Origin of the sequence: Arthrobacter sp. SX1312 (assembly GCF_002929295.1) — a bacterium.
Classification (GTDB): domain Bacteria; phylum Actinomycetota; class Actinomycetes; order Actinomycetales; family Micrococcaceae; genus Arthrobacter_D.
Genome location: NZ_PJIM01000002.1, coordinates 232,132 through 258,724, shown reverse-complemented (window position 1 = coordinate 258,724; position 26,593 = coordinate 232,132). Strand labels below are relative to the sequence as shown.

29 protein-coding genes and 3 tRNA genes are annotated in these 26,593 nt (G+C 70.0%); 20 read left to right on the top strand and 12 right to left on the bottom strand.

Going from position 1 to position 26,593, the window contains the following annotated elements:
• Window positions 1-52: 52 nt before the first annotated feature.
• From CXQ92_RS08610 to CXQ92_RS08595, 4 genes are all read right to left on the bottom strand, one after another.
• A complete protein-coding gene (locus CXQ92_RS08610) occupies window positions 53-1,096 on the bottom strand; it encodes a zinc-dependent alcohol dehydrogenase family protein (RefSeq protein WP_104167233.1) in 1,044 nt (347 codons plus the stop codon).
• A 52-nt stretch (window positions 1,097-1,148) separates the two neighbouring features.
• Window positions 1,149-2,774, bottom strand: a complete 1,626-nt coding sequence (locus tag CXQ92_RS08605; RefSeq protein ID WP_104167231.1) for a BCCT family transporter — start codon at window positions 2,772-2,774, stop codon at window positions 1,149-1,151.
• A 325-nt stretch (window positions 2,775-3,099) separates the two neighbouring features.
• Window positions 3,100-4,323 carry an MFS transporter gene (locus tag CXQ92_RS08600; RefSeq protein ID WP_181033601.1) on the bottom strand — a complete coding sequence of 408 codons (1,224 nt, stop codon included), beginning with the start codon at window positions 4,321-4,323 and terminating at the stop codon, window positions 3,100-3,102.
• Between the two features lie 175 nt (window positions 4,324-4,498).
• Entirely contained in the window at window positions 4,499-4,783 is a 285-nt protein-coding gene (locus CXQ92_RS08595; RefSeq protein ID WP_104167227.1) for a hypothetical protein, read from the bottom strand.
• Between the two features lie 246 nt (window positions 4,784-5,029).
• On the opposite strand from CXQ92_RS08595, the gene CXQ92_RS08590 reads away from it, so the two are divergent.
• From CXQ92_RS08590 to CXQ92_RS08580, 3 genes are read left to right on the top strand one after another with little or no spacing between them, the layout of a single operon-like run.
• Window positions 5,030-5,371, top strand: coding sequence for a thiamine-binding protein (locus CXQ92_RS08590; RefSeq protein WP_104167225.1), 342 nt, complete (start codon window positions 5,030-5,032; stop codon window positions 5,369-5,371).
• A gap of 46 nt (window positions 5,372-5,417) precedes the next feature.
• Complete coding sequence (locus CXQ92_RS08585) at window positions 5,418-5,954, top strand: GNAT family N-acetyltransferase (protein ID WP_258069826.1); 537 nt, start codon at window positions 5,418-5,420, stop codon at window positions 5,952-5,954.
• Between the two features lie 14 nt (window positions 5,955-5,968).
• The gene (locus CXQ92_RS08580) at window positions 5,969-6,781 is read left to right on the top strand and encodes a spermidine synthase (RefSeq protein ID WP_258069825.1); all 813 of its coding nucleotides are present in this window, start codon (window positions 5,969-5,971) and stop codon (window positions 6,779-6,781) included.
• Between the two features lie 34 nt (window positions 6,782-6,815).
• Here the strand turns inward: CXQ92_RS08580 and CXQ92_RS08575 are convergent, their stop codons facing one another.
• Window positions 6,816-7,706 carry a LysR family transcriptional regulator gene (locus CXQ92_RS08575; RefSeq protein ID WP_258069824.1) on the bottom strand — a complete coding sequence of 297 codons (891 nt, stop codon included), beginning with the start codon at window positions 7,704-7,706 and terminating at the stop codon, window positions 6,816-6,818.
• A 131-nt stretch (window positions 7,707-7,837) separates the two neighbouring features.
• Between CXQ92_RS08575 and CXQ92_RS08570 the strand changes: the two genes are divergently transcribed.
• Together CXQ92_RS08570 and CXQ92_RS08565 are read left to right on the top strand one after the other, a co-directional pair.
• Window positions 7,838-9,244 carry an MFS transporter gene (locus CXQ92_RS08570; protein ID WP_104167219.1) on the top strand — a complete coding sequence of 469 codons (1,407 nt, stop codon included), beginning with the start codon at window positions 7,838-7,840 and terminating at the stop codon, window positions 9,242-9,244.
• A complete protein-coding gene (locus tag CXQ92_RS08565; RefSeq protein WP_104167217.1) occupies window positions 9,241-10,026 on the top strand; it encodes a 3-hydroxybutyrate dehydrogenase in 786 nt (261 codons plus the stop codon). Before CXQ92_RS08570 ends, CXQ92_RS08565 begins: the two co-directional genes overlap by 4 nt.
• Window positions 10,027-10,082: 56 nt before the next feature.
• Here CXQ92_RS08565 and CXQ92_RS08560 read toward each other — a convergent pair whose 3' ends face one another.
• Window positions 10,083-11,534: an NCS2 family permease gene (locus CXQ92_RS08560; protein ID WP_104167215.1), complete on the bottom strand. Its 1,452-nt coding sequence runs from the start codon at window positions 11,532-11,534 to the stop codon at window positions 10,083-10,085.
• A 133-nt stretch (window positions 11,535-11,667) separates the two neighbouring features.
• On the opposite strand from CXQ92_RS08560, the gene CXQ92_RS08555 reads away from it, so the two are divergent.
• Window positions 11,668-12,291 (top strand): copper resistance CopC family protein, encoded by a 624-nt coding sequence (locus CXQ92_RS08555; protein ID WP_104167213.1) that lies wholly within the window; start codon window positions 11,668-11,670, stop codon window positions 12,289-12,291.
• Window positions 12,292-12,337: 46 nt separating this feature from the next.
• Here CXQ92_RS08555 and CXQ92_RS08550 read toward each other — a convergent pair whose 3' ends face one another.
• Window positions 12,338-12,988, bottom strand: coding sequence for an FAD-dependent monooxygenase (locus tag CXQ92_RS08550; RefSeq protein WP_258069823.1), 651 nt, complete (start codon window positions 12,986-12,988; stop codon window positions 12,338-12,340).
• A gap of 253 nt (window positions 12,989-13,241) precedes the next feature.
• Here CXQ92_RS08550 and CXQ92_RS08545 point away from each other — a divergent pair, with 253 nt between their 5' ends.
• Window positions 13,242-14,258, top strand: a complete 1,017-nt coding sequence (locus tag CXQ92_RS08545) for a universal stress protein (RefSeq protein WP_104167211.1) — start codon at window positions 13,242-13,244, stop codon at window positions 14,256-14,258.
• A gap of 23 nt (window positions 14,259-14,281) precedes the next feature.
• On the opposite strand, the gene CXQ92_RS08540 is transcribed toward CXQ92_RS08545, so the two are convergent.
• Window positions 14,282-14,653, bottom strand: coding sequence for a metallopeptidase family protein (locus CXQ92_RS08540; protein WP_306738501.1), 372 nt, complete (start codon window positions 14,651-14,653; stop codon window positions 14,282-14,284).
• Between the two features lie 146 nt (window positions 14,654-14,799).
• Here CXQ92_RS08540 and CXQ92_RS08535 point away from each other — a divergent pair.
• The 13 genes from CXQ92_RS08535 to CXQ92_RS08475 all read left to right on the top strand — a co-directional run bounded on the left by CXQ92_RS08535 (window position 14,800) and on the right by CXQ92_RS08475 (window position 22,881).
• A tRNA-Glu gene (locus tag CXQ92_RS08535) sits at window positions 14,800-14,872 on the top strand.
• A gap of 88 nt (window positions 14,873-14,960) precedes the next feature.
• Window positions 14,961-15,034 (top strand) — tRNA-Asp (locus CXQ92_RS08530).
• A 71-nt stretch (window positions 15,035-15,105) separates the two neighbouring features.
• Window positions 15,106-15,178 (top strand) — tRNA-Phe (locus CXQ92_RS08525).
• A 231-nt stretch (window positions 15,179-15,409) separates the two neighbouring features.
• Window positions 15,410-15,880, top strand: coding sequence for a hypothetical protein (locus CXQ92_RS08520; protein WP_146067418.1), 471 nt, complete (start codon window positions 15,410-15,412; stop codon window positions 15,878-15,880).
• A gap of 69 nt (window positions 15,881-15,949) precedes the next feature.
• Window positions 15,950-16,408 (top strand): Asp23/Gls24 family envelope stress response protein, encoded by a 459-nt coding sequence (locus tag CXQ92_RS08515; protein WP_104167207.1) that lies wholly within the window; start codon window positions 15,950-15,952, stop codon window positions 16,406-16,408.
• Between the two features lie 7 nt (window positions 16,409-16,415).
• On the top strand, window positions 16,416-16,607 hold the full coding sequence (locus CXQ92_RS08510; RefSeq protein WP_104167205.1) for a DUF2273 domain-containing protein: 192 nt from the start codon (window positions 16,416-16,418) through the stop codon (window positions 16,605-16,607).
• A gap of 44 nt (window positions 16,608-16,651) precedes the next feature.
• Entirely contained in the window at window positions 16,652-17,032 is a 381-nt protein-coding gene (locus tag CXQ92_RS08505) for a hypothetical protein (RefSeq protein WP_104168165.1), read from the top strand.
• Window positions 17,029-17,631 carry a DUF6286 domain-containing protein gene (locus CXQ92_RS08500; protein WP_104167203.1) on the top strand — a complete coding sequence of 201 codons (603 nt, stop codon included), beginning with the start codon at window positions 17,029-17,031 and terminating at the stop codon, window positions 17,629-17,631. The genes CXQ92_RS08505 and CXQ92_RS08500 overlap by 4 nt, the downstream gene beginning before the upstream one ends.
• On the top strand, window positions 17,628-18,278 hold the full coding sequence (locus CXQ92_RS08495; protein WP_104167201.1) for a hypothetical protein: 651 nt from the start codon (window positions 17,628-17,630) through the stop codon (window positions 18,276-18,278). The genes CXQ92_RS08500 and CXQ92_RS08495 overlap by 4 nt, the downstream gene beginning before the upstream one ends.
• 180 nt (window positions 18,279-18,458) lie before the next feature.
• Window positions 18,459-19,811, top strand: coding sequence for an ABC transporter substrate-binding protein (locus CXQ92_RS08490; RefSeq protein ID WP_181033600.1), 1,353 nt, complete (start codon window positions 18,459-18,461; stop codon window positions 19,809-19,811).
• Window positions 19,812-19,942: 131 nt separating this feature from the next.
• A complete protein-coding gene (locus CXQ92_RS08485; protein WP_258069822.1) occupies window positions 19,943-20,908 on the top strand; it encodes a carbohydrate ABC transporter permease in 966 nt (321 codons plus the stop codon).
• On the top strand, window positions 20,905-21,867 hold the full coding sequence (locus tag CXQ92_RS08480) for a carbohydrate ABC transporter permease (RefSeq protein ID WP_104167199.1): 963 nt from the start codon (window positions 20,905-20,907) through the stop codon (window positions 21,865-21,867). Before CXQ92_RS08485 ends, CXQ92_RS08480 begins: the two co-directional genes overlap by 4 nt.
• A gap of 3 nt (window positions 21,868-21,870) precedes the next feature.
• The gene (locus CXQ92_RS08475) at window positions 21,871-22,881 is read left to right on the top strand and encodes a LacI family DNA-binding transcriptional regulator (RefSeq protein ID WP_104167197.1); all 1,011 of its coding nucleotides are present in this window, start codon (window positions 21,871-21,873) and stop codon (window positions 22,879-22,881) included.
• 48 nt (window positions 22,882-22,929) lie between these two features.
• On the opposite strand, the gene CXQ92_RS08470 is transcribed toward CXQ92_RS08475, so the two are convergent.
• The 4 genes from CXQ92_RS08470 to CXQ92_RS08455 form a co-directional block, all read right to left on the bottom strand.
• On the bottom strand, window positions 22,930-23,769 hold the full coding sequence (locus tag CXQ92_RS08470) for a hypothetical protein (protein WP_104167195.1): 840 nt from the start codon (window positions 23,767-23,769) through the stop codon (window positions 22,930-22,932).
• Between the two features lie 5 nt (window positions 23,770-23,774).
• Window positions 23,775-24,584, bottom strand: coding sequence for an exodeoxyribonuclease III (locus CXQ92_RS08465; RefSeq protein ID WP_104167193.1), 810 nt, complete (start codon window positions 24,582-24,584; stop codon window positions 23,775-23,777).
• Window positions 24,585-24,610: 26 nt separating this feature from the next.
• Window positions 24,611-25,435, bottom strand: coding sequence for an ammonia-dependent NAD(+) synthetase (gene nadE / locus CXQ92_RS08460; RefSeq protein WP_104167191.1), 825 nt, complete (start codon window positions 25,433-25,435; stop codon window positions 24,611-24,613).
• Between the two features lie 147 nt (window positions 25,436-25,582).
• Complete coding sequence (locus CXQ92_RS08455; protein ID WP_104167189.1) at window positions 25,583-26,581, bottom strand: sugar phosphate isomerase/epimerase; 999 nt, start codon at window positions 26,579-26,581, stop codon at window positions 25,583-25,585.
• Between the last annotated feature and the right edge of the window lie 12 nt (window positions 26,582-26,593).

Here is a 26,593-nt window from a genome sequence, read left to right as displayed (position 1 = left end):
TCCATGCCCCAGTATCTCCGTATGCGAAGCGCCACCGGTAGCGCGTTCCGCGTCACACTCCGAGGTCGACGACGGTCACCCCGCCCGCGGACGTGTCGCCGGCCATCGCGACCAGGGCGTCGGGCACGGCATCGAGGGCGATCCTGCGTTCGATGAGGTCCTGCGGGCGCAGCCGGCCGGCGGCCACGAGGTCCAGCAGCCCCGGGTAGTCGTGCGCGGGCATGCCGTGGCTGCCGAGGACGGCGAGCTCCTTCCCGATGACGGCGCCCATCGGGATCACCGGGTCCGCGGGGAACAGGCCGATCTGCACGTGCCGGCCCCTCGGCCGGAGGGACAGGATGCCGATCGCGGCGGTCTCCTCGCGGCCCAGCGCATCGACGGACACGTCGATGCCCGAGGGTGCGGCGTCCCGCACGGCGTCGAGCACGGCAGCGCGGGAGAGTCCGGCCGACTGGACGGTGTCCGCGGCGCCGAAGCGGGCGGCGCGCGCCAGGGCGTCCCCGTCGACGTCGACGCCGATCACGCGGGCCCCCAGCGCCACGCCGATCATGACGGCGCTCAGCCCCACCCCGCCGCAACCGACCACGAGGAGGGTGTCGCCGGCAGCCAGCCGCGCCTGGTGCACGAGGCCGCGGTACGACGTCGCGAAGCGGCAGCCGAGGAGGGCGGCGGCGCCGGCGTCGAGGGACTCGGGGACGGCGATGAGGTTCGTGTCGGCGTCGTGCAGGGCCACGAGGTCCGCGAAGGAGCCCCAGTGCGTGAAGCCCGGCTGCGTCTGGTTACGGCACACCTGGCCGTTGCCGGACATGCATTCGGGGCAGTGACCGCAGGCGCAGACGAACGGCGTCGTGACGCGCTCGCCGACCGAGAAGCGCCGGACGTCCTCGCCCACCGCCGCGATGGTGCCCACGAGTTCGTGGCCCGGCACGTGCGGGAGGGTGATGCCGTCGTCGTGCCCCAGCCAGCCGTGCACGTCGCTGCGGCACAGCCCGGTGGCCTCGACGCGGACGACGACGCCGCGCGGCGACGGCACGGGTTCGGGCACGTCCCGGAGGACGGGACGGGCGGAGAACTCATCGAAGCAGACGGCGCGCATCGCACCATTCTGCCCCGCGTGGTCTCCGCCCGGCGCATCACCCCCGGGCGCGTCAGGCCTGTGGGGTGGTGATCCTCCGCGCGGCCCGCGAGCCGGTGCGGCGGGCGCCGGTGATGAGCGGGTCCTTCGACAGATCCATCATGAGAGCCACGCACAGCCCGATCATGACGAGCAGGAACGGGGCGGCGGCGATGATGGTCAGCGTCTGCAGCGCCTCGAGGCTTCCGACCGAGAGCAGGACGGCGGCGACCGCGCCGGTCAGTGTGCCCCACAGGATGGTCAGCCACTTGCGGGGGACCGCTGCGCCGAAGGAGGAGAGTGACCCGAGCACGATCGAGGAGGCGTCCGCACCCGAGATGAAGAAGACGGCCACGAGGATCACCACGAGGATCGAGGTCACCGCAGCCAGCGGGTACTGGGCGAGGAGCGCGAACATCGCGGACTCCTGGCTCTCGGCGGTGGCGGCCGCGATGTCGACCCCGTTGTCCTGCAGGTTGAGCGCCGAGCCGCCCCAGACACCGAACCAGATCACGCTGATGACGCTGGGGACGGCGACGACGCCGATCACGAACTCCCGGATGGTGCGTCCGCGCGAGATCTTCGCCAGGAAGGAACCGACGAAGGGCGTCCACGAGACCCACCACGCCCAGTAGAAGATAGTCCATGCGGCGAGCCACTCGTGGCCGCCGAACGCGCCCGTGCGGGACGCCATCTGCGGCAGGCTGACGAGGTAGCTGCCTGCCGAGGCCGGGATCAGTTCGAGGATGAAGACCGTGGGGCCCACGACGAACAGGAAGAACAGCAGGGCCAGGGCCAGGATCATGTTGCCGTTGGAGAGCCACTTGATGCCGCGGCTCACGCCGCTGACGGCGGAGATGACGAAGCAGACGGTGAGCACGGCGATGATGCCGATCTGCAGGGCCAGGCTGCTGCCCGTGCCGAAGACCTCCGAGAGACCGCCGTTGATCTGCAGGACGCCGAGGCCCAGGGAGGTGGCCGATCCGAAGAGGGTCGCGAAGATCGCGAACACGTCGATGGCGCGCAGGGCCCGGGGTGCGGGGCGGCCACGGAACAGGGCCGTGAATGCGCCACTGAAGCCGACGCCGCGACCCCTCCGGAAGGCCGAGTAGGCGAGGGCCAGGCCGACGACGGCGTAGATGGCCCAGGGGTGGATGGCCCAGTGGAAGAGCGTGTAGTTCATGGCCTGCCGGGCGGCTTCCGAACTGCCGGGCTCGATACCCTCGACGGGCGGCGCGGTGTAATGGGAGATGGGCTCGGTGACGCCGTAGAACATGAGCCCGATGCCCATGCCGGCGCTGAACATCATGGCGATCCAGGACAGCCGCGAATGCTCGGGCTTCTCGCCGTCCTGCCCGAGGGGGATCCGGCCGTACTTGCTGAACGCCAGGAACAGGGCGAACACCACGAAGCCGGTGGCAGTGAGGACGAAGGCCCACCCGAAGTTCGCCACGAGTCCGGTGAGGACGGAGGTGGTGAAGTCCGAGAAACGGGTGGGGAAGAGGACTGCCGCGAGCATCAGCAGGATGACGATCGAGAGGGAGACGAAGAGGACGGGCTTGTCCAGCGCAGCCTTCATGGGAGCCTGTCCGGGAGGGACCTCGAAGGGTGTGTCCTCGCTGGGCGGTGATCCTTGGATGGGCTGGGTGGAATTAGACATACTCCCGACCGTACGCGTGCGGTGGCGGCCTGCTCCGGGCGGATCCTGCGCGAGAACCCGCTTGCAGGAGCCCGTCGGCGGTGGATGATGCCCGGGGATCGGCCCGCCGGAACCTGCTCCGCCGTTGACCGGATGAGCCCTGCTTCCCTGTGGCTGCGGCGATCCTCGACGGCGGGTCGCGGACCGTCCGGGCGACGGGCCATCCCGTACGCCGGCTACGGACGGCGCCCGGGAAGGGCCTCCTCGAGGAGTTGCGGAAACCCCCGACTGTGATGAATGCCCTATTCCCGGCGCCCGTCCGCGCGCAGGAATCCGCCGTCCCTGGTCAGTCGGCGCGGAGCCGGCGCCGTTCCCGCCGGTCCTTGACGGTGTCGGTCGCGAGGCTCAGGGCAAGGCCGGCGGCGACGATCGCGATCATCGTGAACGGGAGGATGTCGAGGCCGATGCCGTCGAGCAGGAGCCCGCCGAGGAGGGCGCCGCCGCCGATGCCGATGTTGAACGCCGTCGTCTGCAGGGCAGCCGAGAGGTCACGCGTGCGGAAGGAGGCGGTGCGGAGCATGCGGGTCTGCAGCAGGGCCGGGATCCCGCCGAACGCGGCACCCCAGACGATGACGCCGACGAGCACCACCACGGTGTTGGAGGTCGCGAGGGCGAGGGTGAGGACGGCGGCCATGACCATCAGGACCACACCGACGAACGCCTTCCGGGGGAAGCGGTCCGCGGCGTAGCCGGCGCCGACAAGGCCGATGATGCCCGCGCCGCCGTAGAGGAACAGGACGAGGGCGACGGACCCGGGTTCGAAGGCCGAGACGTCGGTCAACCATGCCGCGATGTACGTGTAGAAGGTGTTCTGGCCGGTCAGCAGGATCAGGATGACGGTGCACAGCAGGATGACCGCGCGGAAGCTCGGGTCGCGGCGCAGCGGGACGCGCGCCTCGCCCGCCTTCCGCTCCACGTGGTGGTCGACGGGCGGCAGGAACTTCACGATCACCAGGGCGAGCAGGGCGACGACCACGCCGATGATCGTGAACGCTGCACGCCAGCCGAGCGCGTTCCCGATCGCGGTGCCCACGGGGACACCCAGCACGAATGCGGCCGTGCCGCCGCCCGCGGTGATGGCAACCGCCTTGCCGAGCTGGTGCGCCGGGACGAGGTGCGCGGAGTAGGCGGCGACCACGGCCCAGAACAGGCCGTGCGCCAGTCCGCCGAGGATGCGCGCGGCCACGAGCACACCGTAGGTGGGGGCGATCGCCGCGAGCACGTTCGAGACCGCGATCACCAGGAGGACGACGACGATCAGGGACTTGCGGGAGAACCGCTGCGTCACGGCGGCCAGGGGCGTGGTGGCGACGACGACGGTCCCGGCAAAGATGGTCACGAGATAGCCGGCGGTCGAGATGCCGACGCCGAGGTCCCGTGCCATGGCCGGCAGGAGGCCGGTGGGCAGGAATTCGCTCGTGACGGAGACGAAGATCGCTCCGGCAAGGGACAGCAGCCCGATATAGGGGAACGGCGCGGTGGTGGTCACCTTCGCGGAGGAAACAGACAAGGGGTACCAATCGTGGGATGTCCGGCGGTCGTCGCCCCGGTCGCACCGTTGAAGACCGGGAGGCTTACAGAGGTCGGGCCCTCTGAGTGGCGCGACTCCTGCGGCAACGCACATGCCGCACGGAGCATTCCCGGAAGTGCTCCCGTGACGTCAGGCCGGTGTGCGGCAGTTCCGCCTAGCGCCCGCCGTCGGCCCGGACGGCGTTGCCCTCGTCCTCGTCGTCCTCGTCGTCCTCGTCGTGCCGGGGCACCAGTCTGAGGCCGGGGCCGGCGTCCCGGTCGTCGAGCTCACCTGCGACTTCATCCCTGCGTGCCGCCGTCTCGGGGTCGACCTCCCCCTCCGTCGCGAACTCGTGGTCGACCTCCCGGTGGACCTTGCTGTTGAGGACTTCGACGTCCTGGTCCTTCAAATCACCCAGGTCCTCGGGGAACGGCTCATCGGGGGAGATCCTGCTCTTCATGGCATCCAATCTGCTGGCCGTGGACCGCACGGCGACCGTCTGAATCTTAACGGCCGGCAGAGGGTGGCAACAAGCAGTTGGCTTAGCGATCACCGGGGCCCGGAGCGAGTCGCGGTGGGGCGGGCCGCCGCGCCGGGTGCCCGGACCCGCAGCGCCGCCGGCGCACCAGGTCCGGGGCCGGCGCACCCTCGGCGCCTTGACCGACTGGGGCTGACCCTGGGGACGGTGGCGTGCCAGACTGGGACCATGCTCGTAGCCTTCAGTGTCGCCCCGTCCGGAACCTCCGCCCTCTCCGGCGACGATCCCGACGGCTCGGTGCACGACGCCGTCGCCGCCGCGGTCGCCGTCGTCCGGGAATCGGGCCTCCCGAACTCCACCGATTCGATGTTCACCACCATCGAGGGCGAGTGGGACGAGGTGATGGCCGTGGTCAAGCACGCCACGGAGGCCGCTGGCCGCTACGGGAGCCGCGTGTCCCTCGTGCTGAAGGCGGACATCCGCCCCGGCAGGACGGGGGAGCTGACCGGCAAGGTCGAGCGGCTCGAGGCGGCGCTCGCCGAACAGGAACAGTTCGAGGGCCACTCCTAGGACCGCCCGGACCGGGGCGGTAGCCCCGGGCCACTAAGCTGACACGGTGACACAGCCCCTGCTGACACTGCCCTACGTGATCCGGCCGGCCACCGCCGACGACGCGGAGGCGTACGTCCGCACCCACGTCGCCGGCCTGCACGAGACGTACGAGCACATCATGCCCCCGGAGTACCACGCGTACTACGACGCCGAGCTGCCCCACCTGATCGCGCGCCGTCGTGCGGCGTTCGAGGAGGCGGCGCGGACCCCCGGCAGCGCACGGAGCTGGCTGGCGTTCGACGACGACGGCGGGCCGGTCGCCATCGCGACCTCCGGCCCGGGCCGGGACGAGGACCGCCCCGACTTCGAGCTGCACCACATCTACACGCTGCGGTCCACGCACGGCTCGGGTCTCGGACAGCGCCTGCTGGACACGGCGATCGGCGCCCGGGCAGCGTACCTCTGGATCCTGAACGGCAATCCGCGGGCCGAGCGCTTCTACGTCCGCAACGGCTTCGCACCGGACGGCACGTCCATGCTCTGCGGACCCACCTGGCACCACCGGCCCATGTTCCGCATGCACCGCCTCGACCGAGAATGAGAAGGCTTCCGACGATGGTGAAACCGGCAGGGCCCCGCCCCGAGATCGGCGAGTTCCCGATCGACACCGGGACGTGCGAGCTCGAGCCCGATCCGTACAGCCCGAACGGCTGGGTGCTGCGCGTCAACGGCGTCCCCAGCTCCCATATCGACCTGGACGATCCGCTGCACCTGGACTTCGAGTACATGCACTGGATCGCCTCCCTCGTCGACTCCCGGTGGGCGCCGTCGGAGCGGCTGCGGGTGCTGCATCTCGGGGGAGGGGCGTGCTCGCTCGCGCGCCGCTTCGCCGCGAGCCACCCCCAGGCCCGCCAGGTCGTCGTCGAACTCGACGGGCGGCTCGCGGAGCTGGTCCGCACGTGGTTCGACCTGCCGCGCGCACCCCTCGTGCGCATCCGGGTCGGGGAGGCCCGCGCCGTGACGGAGTCCCTCAGCGAGGACAGCCGCGACCTCGTCATCCGGGACGTCTTCGCCGGGGCGGTCACGCCCGCATCCCTGACGACGACGGAGTTCACCCGGGCGGCCAGGCGCGTGCTCGCGGCCGACGGCGTCTACCTCGTCAACTGCGGCGACACCCCGAACCTGGCGATGGCACGGCGGGAGGCCGCGACCATCGCCGCGGAGTTCGCGCACACCGCGATCGTCGCCGACCCCGCGATGCTGAAGGGCCGGCGCTACGGCAACGTGATCATCGCCGGCAGCGACGCCCCCCTCGGCGAGGATCCGGGACTGGCGCGCGAACTGCTCGGCGGGGGAGTGCCGGCACACCTCTGGCAGGACGCCCGGGTCCGGACGTTCGCCGCGAACGCCCGGCTCCTCGCGGACTGAGGGAGCGCACCGGCCGGCGCCCGCTCCCGGACCGTCAGCCGAGGCCCAGGAGCTGCGGCTCCATGGCCGCGGTCGAGTGCCTCAGGGCGTCGACGACGGCGGCGATCGCCGGCTGGCGCAGCGCGTCCGCCCGCACCACGAGCCAGTAGTCGAGTTCCTCGGCGACGTCGTCGGGGAGGAGCCGGACGAGGTCGGCGTGCCGATCGGCCATGAAGCAGGGCAGCAGGCCGAGCCCGGCGCCCGCCCGGGTGGCTTCGACGTGGACGAAGACGTTGGTCGAACTCAGGGCGTCGCGCATGGCGGGAAGGAGCCGCCGGGGGGCATCGAGGCTGTCCACCTGCAGCATCGCGTCGATGAAGTACACGAGCTGATGATCCATGGCCTCCGCAAGCGTCGCCGGCGCCCCGTGTGCCGCGAGGTACTCCTCGGACGCGTACAGCCCGAGGACGTAGGAGCCCAGCCGCTCCGCCTCCGCTCGGTGCACCTGCGGTTCGCCGACCACCACCTCGAAGTCGAGGCCCGTCCGGGTCTGCGAGGCCCGGCGGGTCGTACTGACGATCTCGATGCGCAGCAGGGGGTTCGCGGCCCGGAGCCGGGCGAAGGCGGGGGCCGCAATGAAGGCGCTGAAGCCGTCGGTGGCACTCATCCGCACCACGCCCGAGAGTGCGCCGTCACCATCACCCAGCCGGGCGACCGCCTCCGCGACGACGGCTGCCGCGTCCACCGCCCGTCGGCCCAGGTCCGTCAGCTCCCACCCGCCGCTGCCACGGGAGAGGACCCGCCCGCCGAGCGCCTTCTCCAGGGCCGCGATCCGCCGGGACACCGTGGTGTGGTTCAGCCCCAGCGACTCACCGGCCGTGGTGAATCGCCCGCTCTGTGCGACGGCGAGCAGCACCACGAGATCCTGGGCATTGGGCACGGACATATCTGCAGTATTGCAGAGCGCTGGTGCCGATCTGGTCATTGGCGGACCGGAGGGTCGCAGGGATACTCGAACAGAACCAGCCGCGGCCCCTGCGGGCCGGCACCCCTGTCAGCGTCGACCAAGGAGATCCCATGAGCGTCAATCAGCGGGCGAGTACCCCCGGTAGCCGGAAGGGCGGTGACGCGCCGGAAGAGACATCGGGCCTCAAGCGGATCGTCGGAGCCGCCATGGTCGGGACGATCGTCGAGTGGTACGAGTTCTTCCTGTACGCCACGGCGGCGAGCCTGGTCTTCGGGACGTTGTTCTTCCCCAACGCAGGTTCCGAACTCGACGGCATCATCGCGGCCTTCCTCACGTACGCCGTCGGCTTCGTGGCCCGGCCGCTCGGCGGGATCGTCTTCGGGCAGATCGGCGACAAGCTCGGACGGAAGCACACGCTCCAGATCACGATCATCCTCGTGGGCGTCGCCACCTTCCTCATGGGATGCCTCCCCGGCTTCAACTCGATCGGCTACTGGGCTCCGGCGCTGCTGGTGGTCCTGCGCTTCGTCCAGGGCTTCGCCGTCGGCGGGGAGTGGGGCGGCGCCGTGCTCCTCGTCGCCGAGCACAGCCCCAACCGGTCCCGCGGGTTCTGGTCCAGCTGGCCGCAGGCGGCCGTCCCGGTGGGCAACCTCCTGGCGACGCTCGTCCTGCTGGGCATGAGCTGGATCCTGCCGCAGGACGAATTCCTCAGCTGGGGCTGGCGCGTGGCCTTCTGGGCCTCCGCGATCATCGTGGTGATCGGCTACTACATCCGGACCCACGTCAGCGAGGCGCCGATCTTCCTCGAGGCACGCGAGAAGATCGAATCCGAGAAGGCTGTCAGCTACGGCGTCTTCGAAGTGGTCAAGCGGTACCCCAAGGGGGTCCTCGGGGCCATGGGCCTGCGGTTCGCCGAGAACATCCTCTACTACATCATCGTCAGCTTCACGATCGTCTACCTCAAGACCGTGCACCAGTACGACACCTCGCAGCTCCTCCTGGCCCTGCTGATCGCCCACGTCGTCCACTTCCTCGTGATCCCGCAGGTGGGCAGGCTCTCGGACGCCTTCGGCCGCAAGCCGGTCTATCTCGCCGGAGTGGTCCTCGGTGCCACGTGGGCGTTCTTCGCCTTCCCGATGTTCGACACCCTGAACCCCTTCCTGATCATCCTGGCGGTCACCATCGGCCTCGTCTTCCACGCCCTCATGTACGCGGGCCAGCCGGCCATCATGTCGGAGATGTTCCCCACGCGCATGCGCTACTCCGGCGTCTCCCTGGGCTATCAGGTGACCTCGATCCTCGCGGGATCCCTCGCGCCGATCATCGCGACGGCCCTCCTGCAGGAATACAGCAGCTGGGTGCCCGTGGCCATCTATCTCGTGATCGCCTGCGGGATCACCCTCGTCGCGGTGCTGACCCTGAAGGAGACCCGCGGAGCCTCCCTGCGCGAGGTCGACGCCGAGGATGCGCGCCGCCACGGACTGGACGAGCCGGTCGCAGGACAGGCCAAGCCATGAGCACGACGGCGTCCCAACCGGTGACCGCTCCGACCGCCGGGCCCCTATCCGGCCGGCGGGCACTGGTCACGGGCGGTGCGAGCGGCATCGGAGCAGCCTGCGCCCGAGCGCTCGCCGGACGCGGAGCGCACGTCGTGGTCGCGGACCGGGACGAAGCCGGCGCCGGAGACCTGGCGGCCGACCTCGGCGGCGACGCGTGGGCGGTGGACCTCCTCGACACGCGGGCGCTCGAGACGCTGACACTCGAGACGGACATCCTCGTGAACAACGCCGGGATCCAGACCGTCAGCCCCCTCGAGGAGTTCGACCCCGAGGACTTCCGCCGCATCCAGCGGCTGATGGTCGAGGCGCCGTTCCTCCTCATCCGCGCCGCACTCCCGGGCATGTACGCGCGGGGCTTCGGCCGGATCATCAACATCTCGTCGGTCCACGGGCTGCGTGCCTCGCCGTTCAAGGCCGCCTACGTCGCGGCCAAGCACGGCCTCGAGGGTCTCTCCAAGGTCACGGCCCTCGAGGGCGGCGCCCACGGCGTCACGAGCAACTGCGTCAACCCGGGCTACGTCCGGACGCCGCTGGTGGAGCACCAGCTGGCCGATCAGGCCCGCGTGCACGGGATCAGCGAGAAGGAGGTCCTCGGACAGATCATGCTCACCGAGGCCGCCATCAAGCGGCTCGTGGAACCGGAGGAGGTCGCCTCGCTCGTCGCATGGCTGGCGGGCGACGACGCCGGGATGGTCACCGGCTCCTCCTACGTCATGGACGGCGGCTGGTCCGCCCGCTGATGCCGGACGCCGGAGAGGCGACGGCGGTCCCCGGACCGCCGTCGTCGGCCGCCGGATCAGACGCCGAGGATCTCCTCGATCGGCCCGATGCCGAAGAACACCACGAATGCGGCGGCCACGGCCCACATCAGCGGGTGCACCTCGCGGCCGCGGCCCTGGATGGCGCGGATCAGGACGAAGGCGATGAAGCCCGCGCCGAGGCCGTTCGCGATCGAGTAGGTGAACGGCATGAGGGTGAAGGTGAGGAACGCCGGGATGGCGATGCCCCAGTCGTCGAAGTCGATGCGCCCCACCTGCGCCACCATCATGAAGCCCACCACCACGAGGGCCGGAGCTACGGCCTCGAACGGCACCAGGCTGATGAGCGGTGTGAAGAACATCGCCAGGAGGAACAGCATGCCCGTCACCACGTTGGCGAGGCCCGTCCGGGCTCCCTCGCCGATGCCCGCCCCGGACTCGACGTAGATCTGGTTGGACGAGACGGATCCCGCGCCGCCTGCCACGGCTCCGAGGGCGTCGATCACGAGGACGCGGTTCACGCCGGGGATGTTGCCCTTGGCGTCGACGAGCTTCGCCTCGTTCGCGAGGCCCACCATGGTGCCCATGGCGTCGAAGAAGATGCTCAGCAGGATCGTGAAGGTCAGCAGCACCGCCGCGGTCCCGCCGAGATGCCCGAAGGCCCCGAAGAAGCTCACGTTGCCGATGAGGCTGAGGTCGGGGACGCCGACCCACGAGCCGGACGGGAGCTCCGGGACCACGAGCGACCACCCTGCCGGGTTCGGCTCCTCGCCCGGCGTGAAGCTGGCACCGATATCGAAGACGGCCTCGAGGACGACGGCGAGCACCGTCGCGGCGAGTACGCCGATGAGGATCGCCCCGCGCACCCTGCGGACCACCAGGGCGATCGTCAGGATCAGGCCGAAGACGAACACCAGGGTGGGCCACCCGATGAGGACGCCGCCGAAGCCGAGGCCCACGGGCACGGTGGTGTTGGCGACGTCGGGGATGCGGCGCACGAAGCCCGCATTGACCAGGCCGATCAGCGCGATGAACAGGCCGATGCCCACCACGATCGCGGTCTTCAGGCTCTCGGGGACGGCGTTGAAGACGGCCGTACGGAACCCGGTCAGGACCAGCACCAGCATGGTGAGGCCCGCGAGCATGACCAGGCCCATGATGTCCGGCCAGGTCAGGCCGGGGTTCGTCGCGACGGTGATCGCCACGAACGCGTTGACGCCGAGTCCGGTGGCGAGGGCGAAGGGGTACTTGGCCCAGGCGCCCATGACGATGGTCAGGATGCCGGCCACGAGCGCGGTCACCGCGGCGACGCGTTCGAACCCGAGCTCGGTGCCCGAGGAATCGGCGCCGGCAAGGATGAGCGGGTTGAGCACCACGATGTAGCTCATGGCGAAGAAGGTGGCGAGTCCGCCCCGGATCTCGCGGGAGACGGACGACCCCCGCTGGGTGATGTGGAAGTAGCGATCCAGCGCGGAACCGGTTTTGAGCATGGGAGGTCCTAGGGGGAAGGGGCGGGTCGGGGAAATTCTATCCCGGTGGTCCGCTGTGGCCCCGTTCGTGACGGACCTCGGCGGGAGCCCGGTGTCCCAGCAGCCCATCAGGGACGCCACGTAGGGTGGGAGCATGGATGCCTTCCTCCTGCCCTCCCGGTCCGCGACATTCGACCGCCCGCGCCGCCGTCGTGCCGACCGGGTCCTCGCGGCGCTCCTCCCCGCCGTCCTGCTCGCGTTCGCGGTCCTCCTGGGCGCCGGTGGGGCCGCGACCGCCCACGACGAGCTGACCGGGAGCAATCCTGCAGAGGGCGCCGTGGTGGACGTGCTGCCGCCGAGCCTGGAACTGAGCTTCTCCAGCGTCCCGTCCGGGATCGGAGCGCAGATCCAGGTCCTGGACGCATCCGGGGCGGACTGGGCGGACGGCCCCGCGGCGATCGTCGACCGCTCGGCCACCCAGCCCCTGCGCCCGGGCGCTCCCGCGGGCGAGTATACCGTCAACTGGCGTGTGGTCAGCGCCGACTCCCACCCGATCGAGGGTTCCTTCGCCTTCACCACGCAGGAGGGCGGGACGACGGCGCCGGACACCGCGAGCACGCCCGGTCCCATGGACGTCCAGGACGATCAGGCGGAGGAGACCCAGCAGGCCGGCGTCGGCGACTTCCCCTGGAGCATCGTCCTCATGATCGCGGCACTCGTGGCCATCGCCGTCGTGCTCGCGGTCACGGCACGGAAGCGGCTCGGCGCCGGCAGGTAGGCGCCGGCACGTAGGCGCGGATGGACAGGCGCCCGCAGCACCCCGCCTACAGGGGCGAGATCGCCGCGCGGGGTGGCACGATGCGGTTCAGGGCGGAGGGCCCCTGCTCCACGATGGCGTCGCTGACCAGCTTCGCCTGGCGGATGATCTCGCGCGTGGTGGGCGTCAGGAGTTCGCCGACGCCCACGAGGTAGAGCCCGATCGCGCGCAGGGTGTCCTTGACGTCGCGGCCGATCGCGATGTCCATCGAGCGGAGGAACCTGCGCAGCTCGTTCTGCGGGAACTTCGTGAGGACCACGTGGTCGGCGAGGAGCACCCCGTCCGCCGTCTGGACCGCCCACTTCTTGCGCTCCACCGGAGCCTTGATGAGTTGGGGGTGGCCGATGATGCAGAGCTGTTCGGCCACGGTGGTCTGGCGGACGTCGATCTGGTGGGCGGTCGCGTAGCCGCGCAGGAGCCGCATCAGTTCGGTGCGTTCCGAGAGGGAGACGGAGTCCGTCATGACGGTGCGCAGGGGCCCGGAGTCGAAGCACTCGACGCTCTCGACGACGATCGCGTCGATGCCGCGGCGGCTGAGCTCGCTGGCGACGGCGAGGCCCGACAGCCCGGAGCCGATGACCACGGTGCTCGTCTGCTCGGCCGCGGCGGGCGCAGACGCAGACGCAGAACGGACGGGATCAAGCGGCAAGGAATCCACCGGGTTACCTCCACACGAAGCATGAATTCCGTACGGCCCGGCGCCTCTTCCGGGCCGTACGGACTCCTGGGTGCGAACGGTCGACCAGGAGCACTGCGTGCGGGGTTCTCCACCTGCCAGGCAGGGCCCCGCGACGGGTTCCTGCAGCCTATATAACATTTGGGACCGTGGATAGACCGATCATCCCCGGTGCGCTACAAATGGTGGACCGGCCGCTTTCGGCGGTCCGGGGTACCACCGAGGGAGGCCTGCCGTGAGCAGCGAGAACACCGAGGGCTTGCCGCAGGGGCTGGTTCAGCACGGGATAGTCGTCGGCGTGGACGGTTCCGACCAGAGCATCTGCGCGCTGCTGTGGGCCGCGCGTGAGGCCGGGCGCCGCAGCGCTCCGCTCTACGTGGTGACCGCCTACACGGTGCCGGTCTTCGCGGCGTCGAGCATGGACGCCGGCTACGCCACCGTGGACGACGAGGTCATCCGGGAGAGCGCACAGGCCGTCCTCGACGAGGCCGTGTCCCGTCTGGAGGGCATGGCGCTGGAGATCCATCCGCGGATCGAGACGGGCGACGCCGCCGGGGTGCTCCTCGATCTCTCCGAGGAAGCCGAGCTGATGGTGGTGGGATCGCGTGGTCGGGGCGGGTTCGTCGGCCGGCTGCTCGGCTCCGTGAGCAGCGCCCTGCCCGCCCATGCCAAGTGCCCGACGGCGGTCATCCCCGTCTGCACCGGTGTCCGGCTCGGCCACCCGGAGCTCGGCAGGAAGCAGGGGAAGGACAGGGACAGGGACGCGCCCGTGGAGCCCGTCGTGGTGGTCGGTGTCGACGGGTCGGAGCAGGCCCGCACGGCCTCGCTCGCCGCAGCCGAGGAAGCCCGCTCCAGAGGATTGCCCCTGCGTGTCATCTGTTCCGTGGCGCCGTTCAACGGCTCGCTCGCCTGGGTTCCGGCGCCGGTGGACCGGAAGGCGCTGCACGCGGACCTCGCGGTCCAGCTGGCCGCCGGCCGCGACTGGCTGCAGAGCCACTACCCCGACGTCGACATCACGGTGGACCTCGTGGACGGACCGCCCGCCGAGGTGCTCATCGAGGCCTCGGCCACGTCGGAGCTGCTGGTCGTGGGGACGCGCGGGCGCGGGGGGTTCGCCGGCATGCTCCTGGGATCGACGAGCCAGGGCGTCCTGCACCACGCCCGCGGACCGGTGCTGATCGTCCCCGACCGGGCGGACCCGCGGCTCGAGGACCGGAGTTCGTTCGGCCCGATGGTTCCCCAGGCCGGCTGACCGGCCCGTCACCGCGGGCCGCGTCAGCCCCACCCGAGCTGGTGGAGCCGCTCGTCGTCGATGCCGAAGTGGTGTGCGATTTCGTGGACCACGGTCACCAGGATCTCCTCGACGAGCTCCTCGCGGGAGTCGCACAGGCGCATGAGGGGTCCCCGGAAGATGCTGATGCGATCGGGCAGCGACCCCGCGTCCCACCAGGAATCCCGTTCGGTGAGGGGCGTGCCCTCGTACAGGCCGAGCAGTTCCGTGTCCGCGGCTTCGCCCGGGGGTGGCTCGTACTCCTCCACCACGAAGATCGCCACGTTGGTCATGGCGCGCGCGAGATCGTCGGGGATGCGGTCGATCGCGTCGTCGACGGCGTCCTCGAATTCCTCACGCGAGATCTCGAACGGCACGCCCCGATCGTATCCACTCCGGCCGTGGACGGTGATTTTGTGTAAACGGCGATGTGCCTCTATAGTTCTATAGGTCCACGACAGGGAATGATCCGCCGGAAATGCTCGTCCTCCGGAAGGTCGCAGGAGCCCGGACTGTGGTTCTGGCCCCCATCGTCTAGTGGCCTAGGACACCGCCCTTTCACGGCGGCGACACGGGTTCGAATCCCGTTGGGGGTACGCACGAGGCGCCCTCACGGGCGGTCAACCGGAGCGAAAAGTGCTGGTAGGCTGGAACTCTTGCAAAAACAGCAAGTGAAGTTAGCAAGGCCCTGTAGCGCAGTTGGTTAGCGCGCCGCCCTGTCACGGCGGAGGTCGCGGGTTCAAGTCCCGTCAGGGTCGCTCAGGCGGCCGGATCCCCCCGGGGAAGCCGGCCGGGCTGGATACGGTGATCATCCGCAAGATGGTTGCAAGGCTCTGTAGCTCAGTTGGTAGAGCGTTCGACTGAAAATCGAAAGGTCACCGGATCGACGCCGGTCGGAGCCACCGCTGAAACCCCGCAGTTCCCCACGGAACGCGGGGTTTTCTCGTCTGCCCTCCTCCCAGCCAACCCCGGGGTTCCGCCCGTAGCATTGCAGCGGGGCCGCGCCCGTCGTGCAGGGTCCGCAGCGTGCTGTCGTCCTCGCCGTACCAGGTCGCCGCGGGGAACTTCCCGGGATAGTTCCACGGTCACCGCGCGTTGGACCCCCGGCACCGCACCGAGACGAAAGGGCACCAGTGAGACTCCTGCCTTCCGCTACAGGGTTGTGCATCCTCGCGCTCTCCCTGGCCGGATGCGGGCAGGGGGACTCGGCGCCCGCCGAGACGATGCTGACGATGCCGGCCAGCCCGTCCCCGCAGCCCAGCACGGCGGCGCCATCACCGGACAGCATGGCCGGGGCGGAGAGCCCGACGGCGGCCCCCGAGACCTCCGACCACTGTGTCATCGTCGCCGGCGGCATGACCACCGCCATGCTCGCGCCCCTGACACTGCTCTCCGGCTCGGACCCCGACGAGTTGCTGGCCCTGCAGCAGCAGATCCTCGACCTCCGTGAGAAGGTGCCGGAAGACCTGCACGACGACTTCACCACACTCGCGCTCTCCGTCGAAGCACCACCCGAGGGATCGGGCACCTTCGACGAGGAGGCGTTCCGGCACGCCATGGTCCCGGTCCAGGACTGGCTCGGGCGGCACTGCACGGAGTCCTGACACGGCGCCCGCGGCAGGCCGGACGGGCCGTGGCTTACGCTTGGGCACAAGCGAAAGGGGCGTTATCCGATGATCGACCAACCCACGGGCCGGCAGCTGCCCGTTCCCCGGAATGCGGCGGACGGAAGGACCGTGATCGGTGACGCCGCGGCGGTGAAGATCGCCGCCATCGCGGCCCGGGCCGTCCCGGGCGTCCACGCGCTGGGCCCCGGCAGCGGGCGCGCCCTGGGTGCCATCCGCGACGCCGTCGGTGCCAACGACCTCTCCCACGGCGTCAAGGTCGAAGTCGGTCAGACCCAGCTCGCCGTGGACATCAGCCTCGTCGCCTCCTACGGGTTCGCGCTGAACGCGCTCGCCGACGCCGTCCGCGCGGCCGTGTACGAGGCCCTGACGGAGCTCGTCGGCCTCGAGGTCGTCGAGGTGAATGTCGAGATCCTCGACGTCCACCTCCCGCCTCCGGCCGAACCGAGAACCGCGGAGCGTGCCCCTGCGACGGGCTCCACCCAGCTCCAGCGACAGATCGAGTGAGGCACCCATGAACCCCACCATCGTCGGCATGGCCGCCGGAGCGGTCCTCGCCTTCGCGGCGCTCATCTTCGGCTTCTGGGGCTTTCTCCTGACGTTCCTCCTGGTGCTCTGCGGGGCCGTCGTGGGGCGCATCATCGAGGGCAAGCTCGACCTGCGCGGCGTCTTCGACGCCCTGTCCGGCCGCCGCTCGTCGTCGTGACCACCGAGCCCGTCCCGGCGCGCCTCCCGCAGCACATCCAGCCGATGGCGGCTGTCCCCGGGCGTCCTCCCGGACCGTCCCTCGCCGGCCACAACCGCATCACCACGCAGGCGCTCTCCAGCACCGCGCGGGCGGTTGCCGCGGACGTGCTCGGCGTTCCGCCCGACCAGGTCCGTGCGGCTTTTTCCGACGACCACGGTCTCCTCGCGCTCCTGCTCTCGCTGCCACTGCCCGTGCCGCCGCTGGCCCGTGTGGTGCGGGAACCCGACGTCGTCGGGACGTTCGGCGGCCCGTTGTGGGCTCGGGCGGACGCTGCGCGGTCCCCGATCCTCGAGCGGGTCGAGGAGCTCACGGGGGCGCGGCTCAGCCGGGTCGACATCCGCATCATCGGCAGCACCGTCACCAGGGGGGTGAGGGTCCGATGACTACGGATCTGCCCGATCGGTCGACGCCGTCCAGTACCGCGCGCCTCGTGCGCCGCGAACTGCACTCCTCCCGCGCCGCGGCCTCCGTGGTGACCGCGGCACTGCTGATCGTGGGTTGCCTCGTCCTGCTGTTCGAGGCCGTCCTGCAGGCCGTGGGGGACGAGCCGTTCCTGCTCGACCTGGACGCCGCGGCGGCGTGGCTCGGCGCCCTGCCCGACGGCGTGCCCGCGTCCCTGCTCGGAGCGGGTTCCGTCCTGCTGCTCGTCATCGGTTTGCTGCTGGTCCTGCTCGCCGTCCTCCCGGGCAGGCAGGCCCGCTACGCCATCCCGAACGGGCGTGCGGCGGTCGTCGTCGACGCCGAGGTCGTGGCGTCGTCGCTCGCCCGCAGGGCGCGGATCGCCGCAGGGGTGGGGCCGGAGCAGGTCCTCGTCACGGTGGGACGCACCCTGGTCAGGGTGCAGGTCCGGCCGACGTCCGGGATCCCGGTCGACGCGGAGGCCGTCCGGGCGGCGGTCGCGGACGACCTCCGCCGATCGAGTGTCGACCCCGAACCGCGGATCGCCGTCGTCGTGGCGGACTCGGGGGTGATCGGCCAGTGAACACGACACCACGGGGACTCAACCGGTGGGTGCTCGCCGTCGTCGGGCTCCTCGCGCTGGCGGCGGGGGCCGCGGGACTCGCGCTCCTGACCGTGCCGGCCGTCGCCTCCTGGTGGGCCGCCGCGGCGCCGCGGGTCGGCGAGGCCCTCGACGGCGCCCGGACGCGGACCACCCCCGACGGCCAGGAGGACACCTGGTTGTGGCTGGCGCTGGCGGCGGTCCTGCTGCTGCTGATCGTGCTGCTCGTCCTCTGGATCACGGCACAGGGGAGGGGGAGGACGGGCATCTTCGCGTCCACGGAGGACCCCCGCACCCCCGCCGTCGGTGATCCGGGTGGTCCCGGCGGCACCGATGCCGTCGGGACGGTGACGATCACGGCCGCCGCCGCCGAGCAGGCGCTCAAGGCCGCGCTCCTGGAACGGCCCGATCTCGCCGCCGCCTCCGTCAGCACCTGGCGGGTCCGGGGCGTGCCGGGCCTGCGTGTCCAGGTGTTCCCCCGCAAGGGCGTGCCCGCGTACGCGGTCGCCGCTGACGTCTCGCGTCTCGTCGAGGCACTGGACCGGGTCACCGGCTACCGTACGCCGGTGCTGATCAGTATCAGATCTGGGGCGCGGGTCCGGTTCTCGCGGGCCGACCGCGTCGCCTGAGTAGTGCAGTGGATCACATTTCGGTATCGAAAGCGCTCAGGCGTCCGGGATGCTTGTGACGCATTATGTAAGCGCTTACTGTTGCGATACCAATCAGTGAGGCGGAACTTCCCCGGGTCCTGGCGCGTCCAGGCGCACGCCCGTACGTAGACGTACCGCCAGACAAAGGAGTCTGTTTCAATGGCGAATATTCGCTCACGGAAATTCGTGCTGCCCGTTGCAGCACTCAGTGTTTCCCTTCTCGCACTTGCCGGCTGTGGTTCGGAAGGCTCGGACAGCGCGGGAGGATCGGGTGACGCGGACTGCGCCGCCTACGAGTCCTACGGCACCTTCGACGGCGCCGAGGTCAGCGTCTACTCGACGATCGTCGACATCGAGGCCGAGCGGCTCGAGAACTCCTGGGCGGACTTCTCCGAGTGCACCGGCATCGAGGTGGCCTACGAGGGCTCCAAGGAGTTCGAGACGCAGATCGGTGTCCGGGCCCAGGGCGGCACGGCGCCGGACCTCGCGATCTTCCCGCAGCCCGGACTGCTCGCAGCCCAGGCGCAGGCCGGGTTCCTCAAGCCGGCACCCCAGGAGGTTTCCGATCTCGTGGACGAGGGGTGGTCGGAGGACTGGAAGAACTACGGCACCGTCGACGGAACGTTCTACGCAGCCCCGATGCTCGCCAACGTGAAGGGCTACGTCTGGTACGTGCCGGCCACGTTCGAGGAGAAGGGCTGGGACGTCCCCACCACCTGGGACGAGATGACCGAGCTGACCGAGAAGATCGCCGGCGAGGGCGACATGAAGCCCTGGTGCGCCGGCTTCGAGTCGGGTGAAGCCACCGGATGGCCGGGCACCGACTGGGTGGAGGACGCCGTCCTGCGCGAGCACGGCCCCGAGGTGTACGACCAGTGGGTCACGCACGAGATCCCGTTCGACGATCCCAGGATCGTCGACTCCTTCGACCGCGTCGGCGACATCCTGAAGAACGACGAGTTCGTCAACGGCGGCTTCGGCGACGTCCGGTCGATCCTCTCGACGCCGTTCGCGGAGGCCGGCCAGCCCGTCCTGGACAGCCAGTGCGCCATGCACCACCAGGCGTCCTTCCAGGCCGTGAACTGGCCCGAGGGCACCAACGTCGCCGAGGACGGCGACGTCTGGGCCTTCATGACCCCGCCGATCGACGCGGCCCAGGGCACGGCGATCACCGGCGGCGGGGAACTGATCGGTGCGTACGCGGACCGTCCCGAGGTCCAGGCGCTGCAGGCGTACCTGGCGACCGCCGAGTTCGCCAACGCCCGCGTCTCCCAGGGTGGTGCGATCAGCGCGAACAAGGGACTGGACCCCGAGCTCGCGGAGTCCGACCTGGACCGCCAGTCCATCGAGTTGCTGCAGGACCCGAACACGGTCTTCCGTTTCGACGGATCCGACCTGATGCCGGGTGCCGTCGGCGCGAACTCCTTCTGGAGCGGCATCGTCAACTGGATCAACGGCTCCTCGACCGAGGAAGTCACCCAGAGCGTCGAGGACAGCTGGCCCGCGTCCTAGCCCGGTAGCAGCGGGCACCCCCGCCGGGGTGCCCGCGGACCTTCGGTGGAGCGGGGAGGACCGTGCTCGCGGCCCTCCCCGCTCCGCCGCCTCCCCATTCACGTTCCAAGAGCACGCCAGGAGGCTGGGCTGTGGAAGAAATTGCAGACAAAGGTTTACAGGTGGTGGTGGGGCTCGCCGTCTTCGCCGCCATCATCGGGCTCATCATGCTGGTGGTGGACCGGGCCCCCAAGACCGGGCGGGAGAAGGTCCAGATCGCGGGCTTCCTCGCGCCGGCCCTGATCCTCCTCGCCGTCGGGCTCGTGTTCCCCGCGCTGCAGACCTCGTACCTCTCCCTGACCGGCCGCAACGGCGAATTCGTGGGGCTCGACAACTTCGTCTGGATGTTCACGCAGCCCGAGGCGCTGGTCACCCTGCGCAACACCGTGATCTGGGTCGTCATCGTCCCGCTGCTGGCGTCCTCGATCGGTCTGGCCTACGCGGTCTTCATCGACCGGGCGCGCGGGGAGAAGGTGCTCAAGTCGCTGGTGTTCATGCCCATGGCGATCTCCTTCGTCGGCGCCGGTGTCATCTGGCGCTTCATGTACGCCTACAAGGGCCCCGAACAGGACCAGATCGGCCTGATGAACCAGGTCCTCGTCTGGTTCGGCCAGGAACCCAAGCAGTTCCTCCTCGACGCCCCCGAGAACACGTTCTTCCTGATCGCCGTCATGATCTGGATCCAGACCGGCTTCGCCATGGTGGTGCTCTCGGCCGCCATCAAGGGCATCCCGACCGAGATCGTGGAAGCCGCACGGCTCGACGGCGCCAGTGCGTGGCAGCAGTTCCGCAACGTCACCATCCCCACCATCCGCGGCTCGCTGATCGTCGTCGTCACGACCATCACGATCGGGACGCTGAAGGTCTTCGACATCGTCCGGACCATGACCGCAGGACAGTACGAGACGTCCGTGGTCGCCAACGAGATGTACACGCAGGCCTTCCGGGCAGGTGAGCCGGGCCGCGGCGCAGCGCTGGCCCTGGTCCTCTTCCTGATGGTGATGCCGGTGGTCGTGTACAACGCCCGGCTTCTCCGCAAGCAGAAGGAAATCCGATGAGCACCGTCCCCCTCGAGAACAAGGACCTCCTGCCGGACGTCGAGGACGACGCCACGCGGGGCCGCCCTACCCTGCAGAAGCGCGTCAGGCAGAGGCTGACGTCCCGGGGTGCCACGGCCGCTGCCATCTTCGTCGCCGTCCTCTGGACCATCCCGACCTTCGGCATGTTCATCTCGTCCTTCCGGCCCGAGGACAACATCAAGGGCAACGGCTGGTGGAACGTGTTCACCGACCGCGAGCTGACGCTGGAGAACTACGCGGACGTCCTCAGCCCCGGCGGCAGCCAGTCGGCGAACCTGCTGTCCTACTTCGTCAACTCCCTGGCGATCGTGATCCCCGGGACCATCTTCACGCTGGTCCTCGGCGCGATGGCGGCCTACATGTTCGCGTGGGGGCGCTTCCGCGGCAAGGACGGGCTTTTCATCTTCGTCTTCGCCCTGCAGATCGTGCCCCTGCAGATGGCGCTCATCCCGCTCCTGCAGCTCTTCACGAAGGTCCTGACGATCGGCGAGTTCCAGCTCCTGCCCAGCGGCACCTACGCCCAGCTCTGGGTCGCGCACACGATCTTCGGGCTGCCCCTGGTGATCTTCCTCCTGCACAATTTCATCTCCGAGATCCCGGGAGAGGTGATCGAGGCGGCGCGGGTGGACGGGGCCGGCCACAGCACCATCTTCTGGCGCATCGTCGTCCCGCTCGCCACGCCCGCCCTGGCCTCGGTCGGGATCTTCCAGTTCCTGTGGCTGTGGAACGACCTGCTGGTGGCCCTCGTGTTCTCGGGCGGCGGAGCCGACGTCGCGCCCATCACCCAGCGGCTCGCCGAGCTCCAGGGCTCACGCGGCGGTGAGTGGCAGCGGTTGACCGCGGGGGCCTTCGTCTCCATGGTCATCCCGCTCGCCGTGTTCTTCGGGCTCCAGCGGTACTTCGTGCGGGGCCTGCTGGCCGGTGGCCTGAAGGGCTGACCGGTGACGAGCATCGACGACGTCGCGGCGTCCCTCGGGGTATCGACGGCCACGGTGTCCCGCGCGCTGCGCGGGCTGCCGGGCGTCGCCGAGGACACGCGGGCGCGGGTCACCGCGGAGGCGAAGAGGCTCGGCTATGTCCCGTCGTCGGCTGCCTCCGGCCTCGCATCGGGCCGCACCATGGCCATGGGCGTGCTCGTCCCGGTGATCGACCGCTGGTACTTCTCCGCCGTGCTGGAGGGCGTGGATCGCCAGTTGCGCGCGGCCGGGTACGACCTCATCCTGTTCAGCCTCGGGGGCGCGGGCGTGAACCGCGACCGGGTGTTCCATCGTTCCATCCTCCGCAAGCGGATCGACGCGCTGCTGGTCATGTGCATGCACCTCACCGAGGAGGAGCGGACAGCCGTCCAGCAGCTGGACTACCCGAACATCATGGTGGGCGGTGCGGTCGAGGGGGTCCGGCACGTCGGGATCGACGACGCCCGCGCGGTACGGGACGCGGTGGAGTACCTGATCGGGCTCGGCCATACGCGGATCGCGCACATGCGGGGCGGCGGGTCCTTCGACATCGACTTCGAAGTGCCGCGCCTCCGGGAGCAGGCCTTCCAGCAGACCATGACGGACCACGGGCTGACGGTGCGCGAGGACTGGTCCGCGTTCGGGGACTTCCGCTTCGCCACCTCCCGCCGGTCGGCACTGGAACTGCTCGCCGATCCGGCGGACCGGCCGACGGCGGTGTTCTGCTCGTCGGACGAGATGGCATTCGGCGTGCTGAAGGCCGCCGCGGAGCTCGGCGTCGCCGTCCCGGGTGAGCTGTCCGTGATCGGCATCGACGACCACGAGTTCTCCGAGCCCATGGGCCTGACGACCATCCGGCAGGATCCCGAGGACCAGGGCGCCTACGCGGCGGACCTCCTGCTCGGGGAGCTGCTGCGCAACGAGCCGGCGGACTACCCGCCGTCGCGACCCCACACGCTCGTGGAGCGGAAGACGACCGGGCCGGTCAGTGCCTGAGGACCGCCGTCGCCCGCCTGCGGGCCGGGTGCCGCGATCCCGTGCGGATCACGAGGCGCGGGCCAGCTGGCGGATCGGGATCCACCGGGACGCGAGGCGCCGGTAGGAGGCGGCCGCACCCATCATGTCGGCCTCGGCCAGGCTCTCGATCCCGAGGCGCACATCCATCGGTGAGTCGTCCGGGAAGACACGGTCCGCGACGGGCCCGTAGTCCACCTCGACGACGGCGTCCCGCCGGAAGATCTCCAGCCACTCGACGATCTCCGTGAGTTCGTCCAGCAGGTCCATCTCCGGGGCGCCGACGGCCAACTGGGCGATCGAGCGGCGCCCGCGGTCGATGCAGTCACCGATGCGTGCCGTGATCCGGACGGTGCTGACCCGCCCGTCGTCCTCGACGACCTCCGTGAGATCGTCCTCGTGGATCAGGGCGAACCAGGCGAAGGGCACCCCCCAGGTCGCCGACCGCGTGTAGAGCTTCGCGACCGAGTCGGCGAAGGTGTCCGGGTCCAGCCGGGCCTGGTGCGCCTCACGGGCGATCTCCGGCACGAGGACGTCGATCAGGGGTCCGCGCAGGCTCTGGTCCAGGGACTCGGCCGCGAGCGTGGTGCGGACGGCGAGCTGGTTGGGGCAGTAGTAGGGCGTCGTCGTGCCGTTCAGGCTGGGGAAGTGGGTGACCCGCACGAGGTCGGATTCGTGGTGCGGGAAGGGGTCCGAGACGGTGCGCAGGATGCGGCGCAGCGACTGCTCGTGCTCCATCTCCTCGGTCAGTTCCCGTTCGCGGGCACGCTGTTCGAGGATCGCCAGCTGCTGGGCGTCGGAGAAGGCGTCGAGGGGCTCGTAGACGCGGAGGTAGGAGACGTACGGGAACGGTCGGATGACGCCGCCCATCCGACTCACGGCCCGCTGAGTTCCACGACGACGGGGGCGTGGTCCGAGGCGCCCTTGCCCTTGCGCTCCTCCCGGTCCACGAAGGCGTCGGTCGCGCGGGCGGCCAGGGCGGGGGAGCCGAGGACGAAGTCGATGCGCATGCCCTCCTTCTTCGGGAAGCGGAGCTGTTTGTAGTCCCAGTAGGTGTACAGGCCGGGGCCGGGGGTGAAGGGGCGCGCGAGATCCGCGAAGCCGGCGTCGAGGAAGGCCTGGAACGCCGCACGCTCGGCCGGGCTGACATGCGTGTAGCCGCCGTCCACGAACAGGTCGATGTCCCAGACGTCGTCGTCCTGCGGTGCGATGTTCCAGTCGCCCATCAGGGCGATCTGCGCCTCCGGGTCGTCGGTGATCCACTGCCGGGCGTGACCGCGGAGGGTGTCCAGCCAGTTGATCTTGTACGGCATGTGCGGGTCGTCGAGCGCCCGCCCGTTCGGGACGTACAGGCTCCAGACCCGCACCCCGCCGCACGTCGCCGCGATGGCCCGCGCCTCCTGCACCTCGTCCGCGCCCGGCTTGCCGAAGGGGGGCTGGCCGGGGAAGGTCCGCTCGACGTCGTCGAGCCCCACGCGTGAGGCGATGGCGACGCCGTTCCACTGGCTGAGGCCGAAGTGCGCCACCTCGAAGCCGCTGTTCTCGAACAGTTCCCAGGGGAAATTGTCGTCCTTGCACTTCGTCTCCTGGATGGCCAGGACATCGACGTCGGACCTGTTCAGCCAGGCTTCGACGCGGTCGGCGCGGGCACGGAGGGAATTGACGTTCCAGGTGGCGATCTTCACGCCCCCTACGTTACCAACGGAGCTGTTTACTCCCGCCACCACGAGTCGAACATGCTGACCGGCACCGCGCGCTTGTGCCGTGTGGTCCAGTACCGGTGCTCGATCGCCTTCGCGGCATCGGCGTCGACCTCGCGGCCCTCGAGGTAGTCGTCGATCTGCTCGTACGTGAGACCGAGCTCGTGCTCGTCGGCGCGGCCTGGCACCTCGTCCAGCAGGTCCGCCGTCGGGATCTTGTCGTAGAGCGCGGCCGGTGCTCCGAGCTCCTTCAGGAGGGCGCGGTTCTGGCGCTTGTTGAGCCCGAAGAGCGGCAGCACGTCGGCTCCGCCGTCCCCGAACTTGGTGAAGAATCCCGTGACCGATTCGGCGCCGTGGTCCGTGCCGATCACGAGCAGGTTGTGCTGCCCGGCCACGGCGTACTGCGCCATCATGCGGGCACGGGCCTTGGTGTTGCCCTTGGTGAAGTCCGCGATACGCTCGCCCGTGGACTCCGCGTACTCCTGCTGGATGCCGTCTACCGCGGGAGCCACGTTGAACACCCTCGAGGTGCGCGGCTGGATGAAGGCGAGGGCCGCCTGGGCGTCCTCCTCGTCCTGCTGGACGTTGTAGGGCAGGCGCATGGCGATGAAATCGGTATCGGCCCCCTCGGATCGCAGTTCGTCGACGGCGAGCTGGGCGAGCTTGCCGGCCAGCGTGGAGTCCAGCCCGCCGCTGATGCCGAGGACGAATCCGCGTGTGCCCGTGGACCTGGCGTAGTCCTTCAGGAAGCTGACCCTGCTGCGGACTTCCGCCGCCGGGTCGATGACGGGCTTGACGCCCATTTCCTCGATGATCCGTGCCTGGAGTTCATGCATGGCTCCAAGGCTACTCCGCCTGCATTTCTACGAGGTTACGAAATGAGCGGAATCACACCGCGGGGCGGCGCGCCCGGTGTCCGGGCGGGCCGGCGTGGGCCGGCCGGCGCCGCGTGGGACCCGGTGAGGAGGGGCGCCGTGGGACTCCTACTGGCTGAACGCCGCATCGAAGGACGTCTCCGACGGCGCGAAGTCGAAGCGCTTGAGGAAGGCGAGGGCCTCGGGCGCCCCCTGCAGCCGGTCCATGCCGGCGTCCTCCCACTCCACGGAGATGGGACCGGTGTAGCCGATGGCCGTCAGCGCCCGGAAGCTGTCCTCCCAGGGCACGTCGCCGCGACCCGTGGAGACGAAGTCCCCGCCGCGCCGCGGGTCTCCCCAGGGCAGGTGGGAGGACAGGATGCCGTTCCGGCCCCCGCCCATGCGCATCTTCGTGTCCTTGCAGTCCACGTGGTAGATGCGGTCCTTGAAGTCCGAGATGAAGGCCACCGGGTCGATCTGCTGCCACATGAAGTGGCTCGGGTCCCAGTTGAGGCCGAAGGCCGGGCGGTGGCCGATGGCCTCGAGGGTGCGCTGCGTGGACCAGTGGTCATAGGCGATCTCCGAGGGGTGGACCTCGTGCGCGAAGCGGACCCCGCACTCGTCGAAGACGTCCAGGATGGGGTTCCAGCGGTCCGCGAAGTCCTGGTACCCGGCGTCGATCACGTCGGCGGGTACCGGTGGGAACATGGCCACGTACTGCCAGATGGAGGAACCGGTGAAGCCGACGACGGTGTCCACGCCGAGCTTCTTCGCGAGGCGCGCGGTCAGCTTCATCTCCTCCGCCGCACGCCGGCGCACGCCCTCGGGGTCGCCGTCGCCCCAGACCTTCGGGCCGACGATCGCCTGGTGGCGGAAGTCGATCGGGTTGTCGCAGACGGCCTGGCCCTTGAGGTGGTTCGAGATGGTCCACACCTTGAGGCCGTTGCGCTCGAGGATGTCGAGCCGGTCCTGGATGTAGGCGTCGTCGTCCCATCGCCACGCGTCGAGGTGGTCGCCGGAGACGGCGATCTCGAGGCCGTCGTAGCCCCACTGGCCGGCGAGCTCGGCGACCTTCTCGAAGGGGAGGTCGGCCCACTGGCCGGTGTACAGGGTGTAGTTGCGGGTCATGCGGTCTCCTCG

What these genes read in the sequence shown, in the direction of transcription:
- CXQ92_RS08565 (WP_104167217.1), top strand. Translation starts at nt 9,241, where the DNA reads ATGAGCACGACGGCGTCCCAACCGGTGACCGCTCCGACCGCCGGGCCC.
- CXQ92_RS08575 (WP_258069824.1), bottom strand. Translation starts at nt 7,706, where the DNA reads ATGTCCGTGCCCAATGCCCAGGATCTCGTGGTGCTGCTCGCCGTCGCA.
- CXQ92_RS08510 (WP_104167205.1), top strand. Translation starts at nt 16,416, where the DNA reads ATGAACCCCACCATCGTCGGCATGGCCGCCGGAGCGGTCCTCGCCTTC.
- CXQ92_RS08595 (WP_104167227.1), bottom strand. Translation starts at nt 4,783, where the DNA reads ATGAAGAGCAGGATCTCCCCCGATGAGCCGTTCCCCGAGGACCTGGGT.
- CXQ92_RS08470 (WP_104167195.1), bottom strand. Translation starts at nt 23,769, where the DNA reads ATGGGCGGCGTCATCCGACCGTTCCCGTACGTCTCCTACCTCCGCGTC.
- CXQ92_RS08560 (WP_104167215.1), bottom strand. Translation starts at nt 11,534, where the DNA reads ATGCTCAAAACCGGTTCCGCGCTGGATCGCTACTTCCACATCACCCAG.
- CXQ92_RS08580 (WP_258069825.1), top strand. Translation starts at nt 5,969, where the DNA reads ATGGTGAAACCGGCAGGGCCCCGCCCCGAGATCGGCGAGTTCCCGATC.
- CXQ92_RS08590 (WP_104167225.1), top strand. Translation starts at nt 5,030, where the DNA reads ATGCTCGTAGCCTTCAGTGTCGCCCCGTCCGGAACCTCCGCCCTCTCC.
- CXQ92_RS08500 (WP_104167203.1), top strand. Translation starts at nt 17,029, where the DNA reads ATGACTACGGATCTGCCCGATCGGTCGACGCCGTCCAGTACCGCGCGC.
- CXQ92_RS08490 (WP_181033600.1), top strand. Translation starts at nt 18,459, where the DNA reads ATGGCGAATATTCGCTCACGGAAATTCGTGCTGCCCGTTGCAGCACTC.
- CXQ92_RS08515 (WP_104167207.1), top strand. Translation starts at nt 15,950, where the DNA reads ATGATCGACCAACCCACGGGCCGGCAGCTGCCCGTTCCCCGGAATGCG.
- CXQ92_RS08555 (WP_104167213.1), top strand. Translation starts at nt 11,668, where the DNA reads ATGGATGCCTTCCTCCTGCCCTCCCGGTCCGCGACATTCGACCGCCCG.
- CXQ92_RS08605 (WP_104167231.1), bottom strand. Translation starts at nt 2,774, where the DNA reads ATGTCTAATTCCACCCAGCCCATCCAAGGATCACCGCCCAGCGAGGAC.
- CXQ92_RS08610 (WP_104167233.1), bottom strand. Translation starts at nt 1,096, where the DNA reads ATGCGCGCCGTCTGCTTCGATGAGTTCTCCGCCCGTCCCGTCCTCCGG.
- CXQ92_RS08480 (WP_104167199.1), top strand. Translation starts at nt 20,905, where the DNA reads ATGAGCACCGTCCCCCTCGAGAACAAGGACCTCCTGCCGGACGTCGAG.
- nadE (WP_104167191.1), bottom strand. Translation starts at nt 25,435, where the DNA reads ATGCATGAACTCCAGGCACGGATCATCGAGGAAATGGGCGTCAAGCCC.
- CXQ92_RS08505 (WP_104168165.1), top strand. Translation starts at nt 16,652, where the DNA reads ATGGCGGCTGTCCCCGGGCGTCCTCCCGGACCGTCCCTCGCCGGCCAC.
- CXQ92_RS08570 (WP_104167219.1), top strand. Translation starts at nt 7,838, where the DNA reads ATGAGCGTCAATCAGCGGGCGAGTACCCCCGGTAGCCGGAAGGGCGGT.
- CXQ92_RS08455 (WP_104167189.1), bottom strand. Translation starts at nt 26,581, where the DNA reads ATGACCCGCAACTACACCCTGTACACCGGCCAGTGGGCCGACCTCCCC.